At 41.7% G+C, this 12,894-nt stretch carries 12 protein-coding genes; 5 read left to right on the top strand and 7 right to left on the bottom strand.

Annotated elements, in window-relative coordinates; translation table 11 throughout:
- Window positions 1–190 precede the first annotated feature (190 nt).
- Window positions 191–577, top strand: a complete 387-nt coding sequence (locus tag AC2SLO_RS06425; RefSeq protein ID WP_486543604.1) for a hypothetical protein — start codon at window positions 191–193, stop codon at window positions 575–577.
- A gap of 54 nt (window positions 578–631) precedes the next feature.
- On the opposite strand, the gene AC2SLO_RS06420 is transcribed toward AC2SLO_RS06425, so the two are convergent.
- The 4 genes from AC2SLO_RS06420 to AC2SLO_RS06405 form a co-directional block, all read right to left on the bottom strand.
- Entirely contained in the window at window positions 632–1,717 is a 1,086-nt protein-coding gene (locus AC2SLO_RS06420; RefSeq protein WP_486543603.1) for a lipase secretion chaperone, read from the bottom strand.
- A gap of 79 nt (window positions 1,718–1,796) precedes the next feature.
- Complete coding sequence (locus AC2SLO_RS06415; protein WP_486543602.1) at window positions 1,797–2,948, bottom strand: esterase/lipase family protein; 1,152 nt, start codon at window positions 2,946–2,948, stop codon at window positions 1,797–1,799.
- Window positions 2,949–3,209: 261 nt separating this feature from the next.
- Window positions 3,210–4,265, bottom strand: coding sequence for a lipase family alpha/beta hydrolase (locus AC2SLO_RS06410; protein WP_486543601.1), 1,056 nt, complete (start codon window positions 4,263–4,265; stop codon window positions 3,210–3,212).
- Window positions 4,266–4,565: 300 nt separating this feature from the next.
- Window positions 4,566–5,237 carry an alpha/beta hydrolase gene (locus AC2SLO_RS06405; RefSeq protein ID WP_486543600.1) on the bottom strand — a complete coding sequence of 224 codons (672 nt, stop codon included), beginning with the start codon at window positions 5,235–5,237 and terminating at the stop codon, window positions 4,566–4,568.
- Between the two features lie 220 nt (window positions 5,238–5,457).
- Here AC2SLO_RS06405 and AC2SLO_RS06400 point away from each other — a divergent pair, with 220 nt between their 5' ends.
- From AC2SLO_RS06400 to creC, 4 genes are all read left to right on the top strand, one after another.
- Entirely contained in the window at window positions 5,458–6,858 is a 1,401-nt protein-coding gene (locus AC2SLO_RS06400) for a glycerophosphodiester phosphodiesterase family protein (RefSeq protein ID WP_486543599.1), read from the top strand.
- A 118-nt stretch (window positions 6,859–6,976) separates the two neighbouring features.
- The gene (locus AC2SLO_RS06395; protein ID WP_486543598.1) at window positions 6,977–7,765 is read left to right on the top strand and encodes a sulfite exporter TauE/SafE family protein; all 789 of its coding nucleotides are present in this window, start codon (window positions 6,977–6,979) and stop codon (window positions 7,763–7,765) included.
- 142 nt (window positions 7,766–7,907) lie between these two features.
- The gene (locus tag AC2SLO_RS06390; protein ID WP_486543597.1) at window positions 7,908–8,714 is read left to right on the top strand and encodes a response regulator; all 807 of its coding nucleotides are present in this window, start codon (window positions 7,908–7,910) and stop codon (window positions 8,712–8,714) included.
- The gene (creC, locus tag AC2SLO_RS06385) at window positions 8,711–10,540 is read left to right on the top strand and encodes a two-component system sensor histidine kinase CreC (protein WP_486543596.1); all 1,830 of its coding nucleotides are present in this window, start codon (window positions 8,711–8,713) and stop codon (window positions 10,538–10,540) included. The genes AC2SLO_RS06390 and creC overlap by 4 nt, the downstream gene beginning before the upstream one ends.
- Window positions 10,541–10,658: 118 nt before the next feature.
- Here creC and AC2SLO_RS06380 read toward each other — a convergent pair whose 3' ends face one another.
- The 3 genes from AC2SLO_RS06380 to grxD all read right to left on the bottom strand — a co-directional run bounded on the left by AC2SLO_RS06380 (window position 10,659) and on the right by grxD (window position 12,848).
- Window positions 10,659–11,147: a hypothetical protein gene (locus tag AC2SLO_RS06380; RefSeq protein WP_486543595.1), complete on the bottom strand. Its 489-nt coding sequence runs from the start codon at window positions 11,145–11,147 to the stop codon at window positions 10,659–10,661.
- A gap of 169 nt (window positions 11,148–11,316) precedes the next feature.
- A complete protein-coding gene (locus tag AC2SLO_RS06375; protein ID WP_495637095.1) occupies window positions 11,317–12,252 on the bottom strand; it encodes an IS256 family transposase, variant Zn-binding type in 936 nt (311 codons plus the stop codon).
- Between the two features lie 248 nt (window positions 12,253–12,500).
- Complete coding sequence (gene grxD, locus AC2SLO_RS06370; RefSeq protein WP_486543863.1) at window positions 12,501–12,848, bottom strand: Grx4 family monothiol glutaredoxin; 348 nt, start codon at window positions 12,846–12,848, stop codon at window positions 12,501–12,503.
- Window positions 12,849–12,894 lie beyond the last annotated feature (46 nt).

The following is a 12,894-nucleotide window of genomic DNA, read 5'->3' as shown; positions in this document are numbered from 1 at the left end:
AGTATTGATATTAATAGCAGATAGTTTCACTAAAAGCACTTTGACACCAGTTGAAGTGCTTTTTTATTTGTCTATATTGTATCTATGCAGTGATAAAATAAAATGCAGTGATAAGATATAAGCCATTAAATGAATTATTTAAATCGGCAATTTAAAGTACTGTCCACTTCTATATAAGAGCTCATTTCTCATGTCTACAAAACTACCCAAACACATCGCTCAAATGGTTGAAAAAAATAACTTGGTATTAGCGATTAAAACACTAGCGCAAGAACAAGATATCAGTATGGGTGAGGCCAAAGTCATCATAGATGAACATGAGGAAAAGTTAAAAAACAAACAGCAACAAAAGGTAGAGGCTATCGCGGCAAAGCAGGACAAAAGAAAACCGGTTAAAGAAGCCAACGCAGCGCCTTCCTCGAATACCAATATGGAGAACCTTAATGCTGGATTGGATCAGCATTTACAACAAATTGGCTATAAAAAACCCTTAATGCCGTATTGGGCAAAAAGGGTATTAATTATATTAATCGTGACGATTGCGCTAAGCTTACTGTTTTGGCGCATGATGCCTTAACTCTTTATCTCTCATTTAAGATTAAGCCACTTCATTTAAATTTTAGCGCCTTATCTATTGCTGCGACTTAAGCTGGGCATAGCCTGCTAAACGCTTTTGCTCAGCTTCATTAAACAGCTGCTGCTCTAGCTCTTTAATTTGAGCTTGCTGAGTGGCTTTATTGTTGGTTGTCGTCATAATACGCTGCTTGGCACTTCGATACTGCTCAAAACGGCTATCAAAGTCTTTATTCTTCTGATCCACTTCAGCTAAACGCTCGGCAGCTGGAATTCCGACCAATTCTGCACGCATTGCAAACAACTCTGAATCACTGGCACCACTTTGCTTTAAGCGCTCTGTACGCGTCATTAGCGTTTCCATATTTTCTTTTTGTAACACACGCTCTTTGATTGTCGGGTCTGATAAACGGCTGACATAATCTAACCGAGCTTGTCTTTTTTGCTCCTCGGTCATGTTATCATTCTTAGCAATCTCTATCATCGCCACGTTATAATCGTGCAATTGATCGTCTGTCTCAAAAAAAGCCTGTACCGTCTCAGGATTAAATAACTGGTTACGGATACTTTTGACCTCAAATTGACGCTGACGTATAGTATTTAGATCAAGCTCGCCCGCTTGAGTTGCCTGCAATTGCAAATTACCGTAGCGCTCTTGAACGGCACTCAATTGCTGCAAGTATGTTTTGTATTGATGATATAAAGCAACCGCTGTACTCGCAGCAGGCTCTGGCGTGTGGCTTTTGATATAAGTCTCTACCCGAGCGTCAATGGTTTGCGCTGACTCCTCACCCATAGCCGATAAAAAATAATCAAACAGGCGGCGTAATCCACGCGTCGGCACTAAGTTTTTATTGCCATCGATAATAATCTCACCATCGACATCAGTACCTTGTAACGAGCGTGGTAAATTCTCTACACCAGTAACAAACGTTCCAGATTGACCAGATCCATTATTATTTGCGGTCTGCGTATCATCGTTAGCCATAAGCTCTGGCATATCATATTGCTGATTCTGAGAAGCAGTGGCTTCCTCTTTGACCTCTATCTCTTTATCACTGCTTAACCAGCGATAGAGCATAACTACCATAATAATTAGCAGTATTGCCAATAGTATTCGCTTTATCGTTTGACCCGTTTTCATATACTGTTCTCAATTATTCTAATATTTGTAACTCTTTTATTTATAAATTCTCTATCTATAGGTTATCTATTAATTACTGCTAAAACCCTTGCTTTTTAAGTCTATTAACTTGACTTCGATACACAGAGATTGGGTCTACCTCATCTTCTGCGACCAAGCCTAATACCTGATTGATAGAATCTAAATGATTCATCTTATAGTTATCTCGAATTACGTAGCCGATTCGACTAGAGCAAGCGGATACTAATCCATCATTGGCATCGTTCTCATCAAAGGCCCGCGCCGTTAATGACAATAAGTAATCACTGGCATCTAGCTTATTCGTTAAAGTACTCACCCCTGAAAATGAATAGTAAGGGATACCATTGACGACATAATCTTTGGGCGGCTGACCACAGTATTGTGTTGGCATGGCAGCAGGGTATTTTTTATTAAAGTGGGTAGTCATATACTCTGTGGTAAGACCAATCGCTGCTTCAGCGCCATCTTGCATCTGGAACTCTTCACGAGAGATACCTGATCCGTAATCTAGAAACTCACCGATGAACTTAAAAAAAGCAATCAAAGAACGGCTCATAGCATTATATTCACCTTCCGGATATCCAGAAGCGGCACTACTGTCGGTTACCAATTTAAATACCCAGTCTGCCATTTCTGAGCCTTGCTCTGGACTAGCCACTGCGGTTACTGAGGCAACTTTATCAGGTGCAACAGCTGCCACGTAGCGAATATCAATACCGCCCAAGCTATGGCCTATTAAATTTACCTTATCTTTACCTGTTAAAGTAGTGATGACTCGAACTTGTTGTAATAACTGCTCTCCCCGAAACTCCGCATTATGCACAGAGGAGGTTTTAGTGATATAGACATCACTGCCCCCTTCTATCAGTGCTTCAGGAATGCCATTAAAATAATCAATCAGATGAAACAAGGAGTTAAAACCACCAAGACCATGCGCCAATATAATCGGATATTCTGTCGCGGTTCTATCATTGGTTGGGTTTTTGCTATCGACGGGCAAGCAGCCTGTGGGATTCGAACAGTTGTAGTAAGCAGTAGTCTTTTCAGCGGTGCGAAGGGTACTGCATCCGGCAAGTGAAAAGCTAATCGCCACTGACATAACAGCAACTGGCAATACTCTTCTTGAGACTATAGTTTTAGAAGTCGATGTACGGTGAGCAGTAATAGAGTTATTCGCCGAAGAGATACGGGGTTTATTGAATAAGCGCATTATTGTATGGAAATTGCCTTGTGGTTGATAGTCTTGGGGCTTTGGCTGCTGACTTAAAAGCTAAGTTTAGCCATTTGCGCTTAGTATAAGACAATCCACATACTAATAGTCAACTGAACCGATTAAGTCAAGCTTCGCGCCTATAACAAACACCTAAGCTGCAATAATTAAAATATTGCCCGACTCCTCTATTAAAACCAGATGAGCGGGCAATTTGCATTTAACTGTTAAACAGGTAAACCATGAAATCAAACTAGGCCGTTACAAGCCTTGCTTTTTAAGACGGTTTACTTGAGTGCGATACAGTGAAATAGGATCTGCGCGTCCCCAAGCAACTAAGCCCAGTACCTGATTCACAGAATCCAAATGATTCAGCTTATAGTCATCTTTAATCACATAACCCAAACGGCTTGAGCATGAAGATACTAGACCATCATTGGCATCATTTTTATCAAACGGCAAAGACGTTAAACCAAGCAAATAATCACTAGGATCAAGCGGGTTTAATACCGTACCGGTACCTGAAAATGAGTAATATTGAATATCGTTGACGACATTGTTAGCCGGTGGCTGACCGCAATAGGTGGTTGGCATGGCTTGCGGATACTTAACATTAAAGTAATTGGTCATATAATCGGTAGTTAAGCCAGTGACTGCTTGAATACCGTCTTGCTCTTGCAGGTCCTGCACGCTAATGCCTGAACCAACATCCATAAATTCGCCAACGAATTTAAAGAAAGCAATGGTGGCACGGCTGGCAAGGTTATATTCGCCCTCAGCATAGCCACTCTTCGCACTACCCTCGGTAATCATTTTGACGACCCAATCCGCCATTTTAGAGCCTTGCTCTGGGCTAGATACAGCAGTAACCGACGCCACATATTCTGGTGCCACTGCGGCCACATATCGAATATCAATACCACCCAAGCTGTGTCCGATTAAGTTGACCTTCTCTTTACCAGTAATGGCAGAGATAGTCTGAACTTGCTGCAACAACTGCTCACCACGGTACTCAGCATTATGAATAGATGAGGTCTTTGTAATATAGACGTCTGTACCGCCTTTCATAAGCGCTTCTGGAATACCATTGAAGTAATCGATTAACCCAAACAAGCGCGTCCAACCGCCTAGCCCATGTGCTAATACGACAGGGTATTGGGTCGCAGTGGCATCACTTCTTGGATTTTTACTAGAGACAAGCTGACAGCCATTAGGATTAGAGCAGTCATAATATTCGGCGGCTTGAGCAGCGACAGGAACGGCGGCGAAGCTTGAAGCAAGCGTTGCTGCTGCAGCTAATTTGGGTAGTATTTTCATAAACATCCTTGTAAGGCCAGTTAACGTATTTTATTACACAATTGTAAGTATTTCAGTATTTTAGTCACTTATTAGATTGCTAATAAGTGACTAGTACTACTGATAATATGCAATAACTCGACAACTTTCAAGTATTTAATTTTAATTAGCATTTTCAATAGCTTACAAAATAAGCGTTTTAGATACCCATAATCAAAAAAGCGGCTTAGAGAATAGATAATCTATCCTATAAGGCGCTTTTATCTAAAATACAGAGCGCTTATCTATTATATGCCTGATTATATGCCCGATAGCGAAAGCTTAGCTCAATACATTATTTAACCACTGACCGATAGCTTTAATTTGGGGTAAGCAGACCTGATGCGCCATTGGATAAGTCGTGAATTCAACTGGATAGCCCAGCTGTTTAAGAGAGTCGCCGGCTCGTTGGCCTAGAATTACAGGCACTACCGGATCTTGTGTGCCGTGATCAATTTTAACTGGTAATTTAGCATTCGCATCCGAGAAATTCTCGGCATCATCAATTGCCAGATAGGTCGATAAAGCAAGTAAACCTGCCAGCTTTTGTGGATGGGTTAACGCGACTTGATAGGCAATGGCGCCACCTTGAGAGAAACCGGCAATAACAATATTCTCAGGTAATACGCCGCGCTCTATTTCACGCGTAATCAAATCATTAATGTGCTGTGCTGACTTTTGAATCTGTTCAACATCGACCTTACGCTCGAGGCTCATCTCCAAAATATCATACCAAGCCGGCATCACCATACCGCCATTAATAGTAACTGGGATTTGCGGTGCGTGTGGAAAAACAAAACGAACCGCCAAGTCTGAACTTAATCCTAGCTCCGGCACGACAGGTTCAAAATCATGACCACTAGCGCCTAAGCCATGCATCCAAATGACAGCTTTATCGATGGTTTTATTGGCAGGATTGTGCTCAACGGTGACATAGTCTAAATAAGTTGTCATAGTTATCCTTCTATTTTCATTGTTAGTTATAGGTTATTCGTTGCTGGTTCTTAATAAATAGTTATTGATGTTGTTTATTGACAATATCAAGGGGTTTGAGCCTGGGTTTAAAAATATCACAGCGTTGTCATACAATCGTCAATATCTTACGGTAGCTTAACGCTAACACACCTTATGATTCAATGTTGATTTTAACACATCCTCTTATTAGGAACCGTCCATGTTAGCTCTTCAAACGCTTCATTCTCACATTAATAAACTTAAGCCGTCGACTCCTTTTTTTCGTCAGCCTTATGCGCTACCTGTGTTCGCCATTGGTCTTGCCTCGCTTGCGATGACCGGCTGTAATAATGAGCGTAGTGTCATATCCTCTCATTCAGACTCTACGCCACTGGTTGTAAATAAAGTGTCAAATAACACCTCCAATGGCCAAGGTAATTTTCAGGTCAAACAGGTCGGCTATAGCTATGGTACACGCCCCTTTTATCTGATTGATGATATGGATGAGGGTCCGTTAAAAGAAGAGCTCAAGTCATGTGAGGGACAGACACCTAAAAAGACTGATTTTTCTATCTCTCATCGCGGTGCGCCGCTGCAATATCCAGAACATACCTTCGATGGCTACATGGCAGCCGCTCGCATGGGTGCCGGTATTCTAGAGTGTGATGTGGCCTTTACCAAGGACAAGCAGCTGGTATGTCGTCACGCACAAAATGATTTGCATACCACCACCAATATTTTAGTCACTCCTTTAGCCAATCAGTGTACGCAGCCGCCTAAATTTGATGCGATGGGCAATTTAACCAACGCTGAGGACATTGAATGTCGTACCTCAGATATTAGCCTAGCGCAGTTTAAATCATTGCATGGCAAAATGGATGCAGAAAATAAAAAAGCCAAGACGCTTAAAGAATATATGAATGCCACTGCCCCATGGCGTACTGAGCTGTATAATCAAAACGGGCAGCTATTGAGCTTAGATGAGCATATTGCTTTAACCAAATCCTTGGGTCTTAAACACACGCCTGAGTTAAAAAGCCCGAGCGAGACCATGCCATTTGGCGATTATACTCAAGCTGATTATCGACAGCAGCTCATTAATGCGTATCGCCGTGCCGGTGTCTCCGCTGACGATGTGTATGCGCAATCCTTTGATATCGAGGATGTGACCGCTTGGCTTAAGACCGCACCTGATTTTGGTAAAAATGCAGTCTATCTAATTGACGACAGTAATGAGACCGCTGCTAATAAAACCTTTGACAAAGATGACTCTACCACATGGAAACATTCACCGCAGCAGCTTAAAGCCATGGGTATTAATATCATTGCCCCAGCAACATGGCTACTGGTCAGCAGTGATGGACGCGGTCATTTGCAGCCATCAGAGTATGCCAAACAAGCCAATAAAGCAGGGCTTGAGATCATCACTTGGTCTATTGAACGCTCAGGTCCACTGGCCAGCGGCGGCGGTTGGTATTACACCGGTCTTGAAGATGCGATTAATAACGATGGTGACATGTTCAATTATATTGATGTGTTGGCCCAAGATGTTGGTGTTAAAGGTATCTTCTCAGACTGGCCAGCGACTGTGACCTATTATGCTAACTGTAAAGGGCTGTAAGCTTGAGACGTTAGTAAAAGAGTGCTTACACCTCTATTAAAGGGATCAGATGTGAGTTAAATTAGTCCTTATTCAATAAGCACAAACATTGAGAGGTTTATTAAGGATTAAATTTATCATGCTCACCCCTTTATTAGACACCCTACTGCAATTGTCACTCTGGCACCTATTGATATTATTCGTTTTAGGCGTAGTCTCTTTTTTAATTTCGACCCTATCTGGCGGCGGCGGCGCGTTATTATTAATACCGGCTGTGTCTTGGTTAATAGGTGCCCCCGCCGCACCGCCGATTATTAACCTAGGTACGTTTTTATCACGCCCCTCACGCATGGTACTGTTTTGGCATGACATCGATTGGCGCCTTATTAAATATTATGTGCCCAGTGCCATTGCTGGTGCTTGGCTCTCGGGTCTCATCTTTAGTCGCTTAAATGCTGGCTGGATACAATTAGCAGTCGGTATCTTTTTGGTCTCCACTTTAGTTCAATACAAATTTGGCAAAGTAGATAAAACCTTTGATATGCCCAAATTAGGCTTTGCGCCTTTGGGCTTTATGGTGGCTTTTATTAGCACCTTGGTTGGTGGCCTTGGACCTGTATTAAATCCTTTTTATATGAATGCAGGACTCAAAAAGGAGGACTTAATTGCTACCAAAACCGCCAACTCCTTTTTTGTGGGTATCGCTCAGATTAGTAGCTATGCTTTTTTTGGTATATTAACCGTTCAATTATGGATTTACGGTCTTGCGTTAGGCATCGGCGCAATTGTCGGTAATATTATTGGCAAGCACTTTTTAGCTGGCATGAGTGTCACCCAGTTTCGCACCGCTTTGCTGATTCTGATGAGCGTCAGCGGGGTGATTATGATAGTAGATAATATAGATGTGCTGCTAGACGCATTCTCATAATTATTTGTCAGCTTCTTATGCTTCATCAAATTTTCACAATCTGCTCATCGTAATCACACACCTGCCAATATGGGGTATGCTAGGATATAGAAATATTATTAACACTCTATTCTTCTTATATTTCCCCTATTTGGCCAATATTATGACTCCCTCTGCAACACATTCAGCCCCTTCTCATAGCGCTCAGCCGCATATTCTTTTGGTCGAAGACGATCCTGCCATTGCTACCTCATTAAAAGTCACTTTTAAGCGCGAGGGCTGGCAGGTTACTTGGCTCGATAACGCCACCAGTGTATTGCCAACCTTGACCGATTTTCATAATCATCAACAGCCATTATCGGGCATTATTTTGGATGTGGGCCTGCCAGATGGTGATGGCTTAAGTCTGTGTCAGAATATCCGTCATGCCGATCATATTGGCAACCTTATGCAGCTTCCCATTGTATTTCTGACTGCTCGCAGCGATGAAGTTGACCGTATTTTAGGTCTTGAGATGGGCGGTGATGATTATTGTCCAAAACCTTTTAGCCCAAGAGAATTAGTCGCCCGTCTAAAAGCCATTTGGCGCCGAGAACAAATTACTGCGAGCAGTGTTGAAGCGCAGCCAACCGAGACAGAAGAAGACATTACCCCGCAACAGTTTGAACTTGATTCTGGTGTTTGGCGCTATGAGCCAATGACCTACACCCTGTATTGGAATGATCACAAACTTGAACTGAGCAACACTGAACGCAAACTGTTATTGGCTTTATTAGCCAATCCCGACCGTGTGTTTAGTCGTGAACAACTGCTCAGCGCCATTAGTGAATATCCAGATCACCGTCTAGCGCGCACTATTGATAGCCATGTGAAATCTATCCGCAAGCAGTTGGCACAAATCAATCCCTCTAATGATATTGAAATCATCCACACCCACCGCGGGCTCGGTTATGGACTGTGCGGCTCATGAGTAATGCCCTACCCGATGACGATGACGCTAATAAAATAGCCCAATCTAGTGAAAATACTGCGCATAATTGGTACGCCAAACTCCATCCCATTGGTAAAGACAATGGTACGGAGCCGCAGCAGCAACCGCCTAAAAAAATACTGAATCTAAGTTTGTTTTTTAGAATTTGGATAGCCGTTGGGGTGATCGTGATCATCTCTGGCATTGTGGTTTTTAATCAGCTGTTTCACTATGTGCGCCCGATTACCCAGCAGGTGATTGAAGATACCTTGGTCGATACCTCAAAGCTACTGGCGGCAAGTTTGCAGTCTGCGGTTGAGTCTGGAGAGATATACGACGAGCGTTATCAGCAAATGCTAGACAATGCCTTTACCGACCCTAGCGATAGTAATCAAACAGCAAAGACCGTTAGTGAAGATGCGGCTGCTCAACTCAATTCAAATATGACCGACGCCACTTGGTATCATCAAAAGACACACAGTAGCTTTCGTGTTTATGTTACCGATGCCAAAGGCAAAGTCATTTACGACTCTCTACCCAAGATTGATACTCAGCAAACAGCCATTTCACAAAATTCAGACACAGATACGCCTGATAGTAATGCCGAGGGAGAAGATTATTCGCGTTGGAATGATATTAATCTGACTCTAAAAGGTGAGTATGGGGCGCGTACTACCCGCAAATACCCTAATGACTCCACCACCTCGATTATGTATGTGGCGCAGCCCATATATGACAGCAATAACAATCAAATCATTGGTGTGGTCAGCGTTGGTAAACCTACCTCAACCATTCTGCCCTATCTTGATGCCACCCGCCAGCGTATGTTAACTGCGTCGTTTATTATTAGCGTAATGGCGTTATTTATGGCAGGACTGATTGCTTGGTGGCTGCAACAAAGTACCTTATTGGTGACACGTTATACCCAAGCTTTGGCGCAAGATACCAAAAAGCCATACTTTTATTTGGGGCGTGAACTAAATGAGTTGACCGATACAATTGAGAGCATGAAGCATCGACTGGAAAACCGTGCTTATGTAACTGATTATGTGCACACGTTAACGCACGAACTTAAAAGCCCATTGACTGCAATTCGCGCCAGCGGTGAGCTGTTAGAAGAGACCGACTTAGACAGTGAAGACCGGCTAATGCTAAGCCAAACAATTACTGAGCAAAGCATCAAACTGCAATCTCTAATTGACAGGCTATTATTATTGGCAAAAATTGAGCAGCCGACCTTTAAATTAAGCAGGCAGGCAATTAATCCAGATGCTCTTTTAAAGACCTTGATTGATGGCAGTGAGATGCAGCGTCAGCATCAACACGTTGTGATTGACTATCAAAATAAGCTACAGCATCCTAAGGATACTCGCATACTTGCCGATGAGTTTTGGATAACCCAAGCGTTGCAAAATATTTTGGATAATGCGTTATATTTCGCTCATACGCAGGTCAATATGATACTCACCACTGATTATCATGGAAAAACGCCTTATATTAAGCTTTCTATTGCCAACGATGGCGAAGCAATCCCTGAGTACGCATTAGATAAAGTATTCGACCGTTATTTTAGTTTGTCACATCAATATACCAAACCTACGACGCCATACATGCAGCAATCGACCGCCAATCGCCAAGGCAAAAAAGGCACAGGACTGGGTTTAACCTTAGTTAAACAAGTTATTGAACGTCATGGCGGGCATGTTGATATTCATAATATAGTCTCGATTACTAACATCTCTACAGAGAATGCAGATAGCAATACTGCCGGTGTCGAGGTGACGATTCATCTGCCTATAGCGAACTTAACGCAAGTCGCAAATTAGATAGCTAAAGCGTTATCGCCAAGACAGCCAAACTAAATTGCATCCACAAAAAAGGCTCTACAGTTAATACTATAGAGCCTTTTAGTTAGGTGCTTGTTTTACAAGCTAATCCTTGCAGTTATTCCGCCTCGCTTAGTGGAATAATATGGTTTTTTTGACCACTACCGAGCATTACTTCACTGCCGATACCGTCAGGATTACCCTCTAAATATTCTTTTAGTTTGGCAATCGCCTGCTCATCACCACTGTCGATAATACGTTGCTGAATCAGTTCAACAGGCGGAATTGGCAAGTTTTTGAGTAATGACAACAGTTGGTCGTTATCGCCTTTGAGCGTTACCATCTCGATAAGCTTACGCGCATCAATAGGAAGGTCGGGCGTCGACTGTGCCATTAGCGCCAAGTGATAAGCACCAAACGTATCTTCGTCTTCTAAAACGCGTTCTTGAATCGCTTTATAAGTCTGATTAGTTGCTCCGCCTGCCACGCTGACTAAGTGAATACATCTCAGTGCTGATTGTGGCTCATTATTGATGATATCCAAAATCTCAGCAGACTGTTTTTGCATCTCTTGTTTTTTGGCAATTAATTTGGCTTCAGAGTTCATAATATCTTCCTATTTGTTGTTTTACTCTATTGTGAAAGGTTATCTAATATCTTATTAACCTAATCCGTTAACTGATGCTTTGTCTTTTAAAAGAGTTTGCTAAGTTAGGTGTAATGGACAAAATTCAGGCTAAAAACGAGCGGTTAGTCTCTAATGGACAAAATTCAGGCTACCCTTCAGAGTATGTCATTAAAAAGTTGTTAATAAACTTAAGCTTACGTTGTTTATTGAGCCCATTATGACTGCTTAATTGGCGTTTTAACTCGCTAAACAAACCTTCTAGAGAATTAGTTGTATTTGGAATGTTTAAGTCATCTAATTTTCTAGAAGTGAATAACCAATCACTATTTACTCGCAAGCTTCTATAAGCACTTCTAAGACGCTTATGGGTGTACCAAGTCTTACCAGTATCTATATTGGTACTACGCTCATTTAAGTAGTCCTCATGAGTCAAATACCAACTATCTAGAGCTTGAATGAACGTTGTCTTATCATAATCCTTTATATTTAAAGCTAGCTGTCTAAGTGCAATACTTGCGATATTTTGAGGCCTACGAGTTAAGTATCGAGTGATGATCTGTAGTTGATGAAACTGGCACATTTGTATCGGTATATCTTTAAACAAAGCATTAAGACCTCGTCTTCCATCGCAAGTAATGCTAGTGATATCAATGCCTTGTGATTTTATATGCTCTATTCCCAGTTTATACAGAGCGTTGGTCTCATAGTGAATAATACGGTGGTGTAATACCGCTTTGCTTGTATAGTCGAGAAATACCATTAAGCCAAATGTTCTACCAAAGTAGGTCGTGTCCATCACTATGTTGGCACGAGTAGGTAGCTTATTAAGTGACTTTATCTCAATTGTATCTAGTCGCCTTTGTATGGTCTTTATGCTACAGCCATACTTATGAGCAAGTTGTTTATAAGTCTGTTTACCTTGAGTATATTCTTGCCACAAAGTTGTATTATTGAGCCGCCTGCCACCTAAAAACTGCCGATTACAAACAAGGCATTTGTACTGCTGTTTCCCTGATTTATAACCATTCTTTTTAGTGTGTTTTTCACCACAAAAAGGGCAGTTTTTTGATTCATGGCTTTCAATCCTTGCAAATACTTATAGTATATAGCTTTAAAGGGGGTGTCAGCCTGAATTTTGTCCATTACACCCTAAGTTATTAAACCAATAGAGCTTTTGTACTTATTCTCTATATGGGGTCTATTAGAAAGTTATAAAGTTTAAATTGTATAAATTACGTTATTGATTAGTTTTATTAATCAAAATATGGCACTCAAAAAAAAGCCTCAGGGTTAGTCTGAGGCTCTTTTGTATGTTGAGCTGAATACTAACCATTAGCCGGCTGGGCTATGTTCTTCTACTAAGGTCTTTAATTCGCCTGACTGATACATCTCTAAAATAATATCAGAACCACCCATTAACTCACCGTTAATCCATAACTGTGGGAACGTTGGCCAGTTTGCAATTTTTGGTAACGTTGCACGGATATCTGGATTCTCAAGAATGTTAACAAACGCAAATGGACGACCGATTTGAGTCAATACTTCAATCGCACGTGCTGAGAAACCACACTGTGGAAATTGCGGTGTGCCTTTCATATATAAAAGCACTGGATTTTCTTTGATTTGGTTGCGAATCAACGTTTCGATGTCATTGGCTGCGTTTGGGGCTTGGTCAGTCATAATAAATCCTTAATTGGGATATCAGTTTGATAATGGCTAACTGCTT

Source organism: Psychrobacter sp. CX14, assembly GCF_057396205.2.
This window is presented reverse-complemented; position numbering and strand designations above follow the sequence as displayed.

What these genes read in the sequence shown, in the direction of transcription:
- AC2SLO_RS06395 (WP_486543598.1), top strand. Translation starts at nt 6,977, where the DNA reads ATGCTCACCCCTTTATTAGACACCCTACTGCAATTGTCACTCTGGCAC.
- grxD (WP_486543863.1), bottom strand. Translation starts at nt 12,848, where the DNA reads ATGACTGACCAAGCCCCAAACGCAGCCAATGACATCGAAACGTTGATT.
- AC2SLO_RS06425 (WP_486543604.1), top strand. Translation starts at nt 191, where the DNA reads ATGTCTACAAAACTACCCAAACACATCGCTCAAATGGTTGAAAAAAAT.
- AC2SLO_RS06420 (WP_486543603.1), bottom strand. Translation starts at nt 1,717, where the DNA reads ATGAAAACGGGTCAAACGATAAAGCGAATACTATTGGCAATACTGCTA.
- AC2SLO_RS06415 (WP_486543602.1), bottom strand. Translation starts at nt 2,948, where the DNA reads ATGCGCTTATTCAATAAACCCCGTATCTCTTCGGCGAATAACTCTATT.
- AC2SLO_RS06405 (WP_486543600.1), bottom strand. Translation starts at nt 5,237, where the DNA reads ATGACAACTTATTTAGACTATGTCACCGTTGAGCACAATCCTGCCAAT.
- AC2SLO_RS06390 (WP_486543597.1), top strand. Translation starts at nt 7,908, where the DNA reads ATGACTCCCTCTGCAACACATTCAGCCCCTTCTCATAGCGCTCAGCCG.
- AC2SLO_RS06400 (WP_486543599.1), top strand. Translation starts at nt 5,458, where the DNA reads ATGTTAGCTCTTCAAACGCTTCATTCTCACATTAATAAACTTAAGCCG.
- creC (WP_486543596.1), top strand. Translation starts at nt 8,711, where the DNA reads ATGAGTAATGCCCTACCCGATGACGATGACGCTAATAAAATAGCCCAA.
- AC2SLO_RS06380 (WP_486543595.1), bottom strand. Translation starts at nt 11,147, where the DNA reads ATGAACTCTGAAGCCAAATTAATTGCCAAAAAACAAGAGATGCAAAAA.
- AC2SLO_RS06410 (WP_486543601.1), bottom strand. Translation starts at nt 4,265, where the DNA reads ATGAAAATACTACCCAAATTAGCTGCAGCAGCAACGCTTGCTTCAAGC.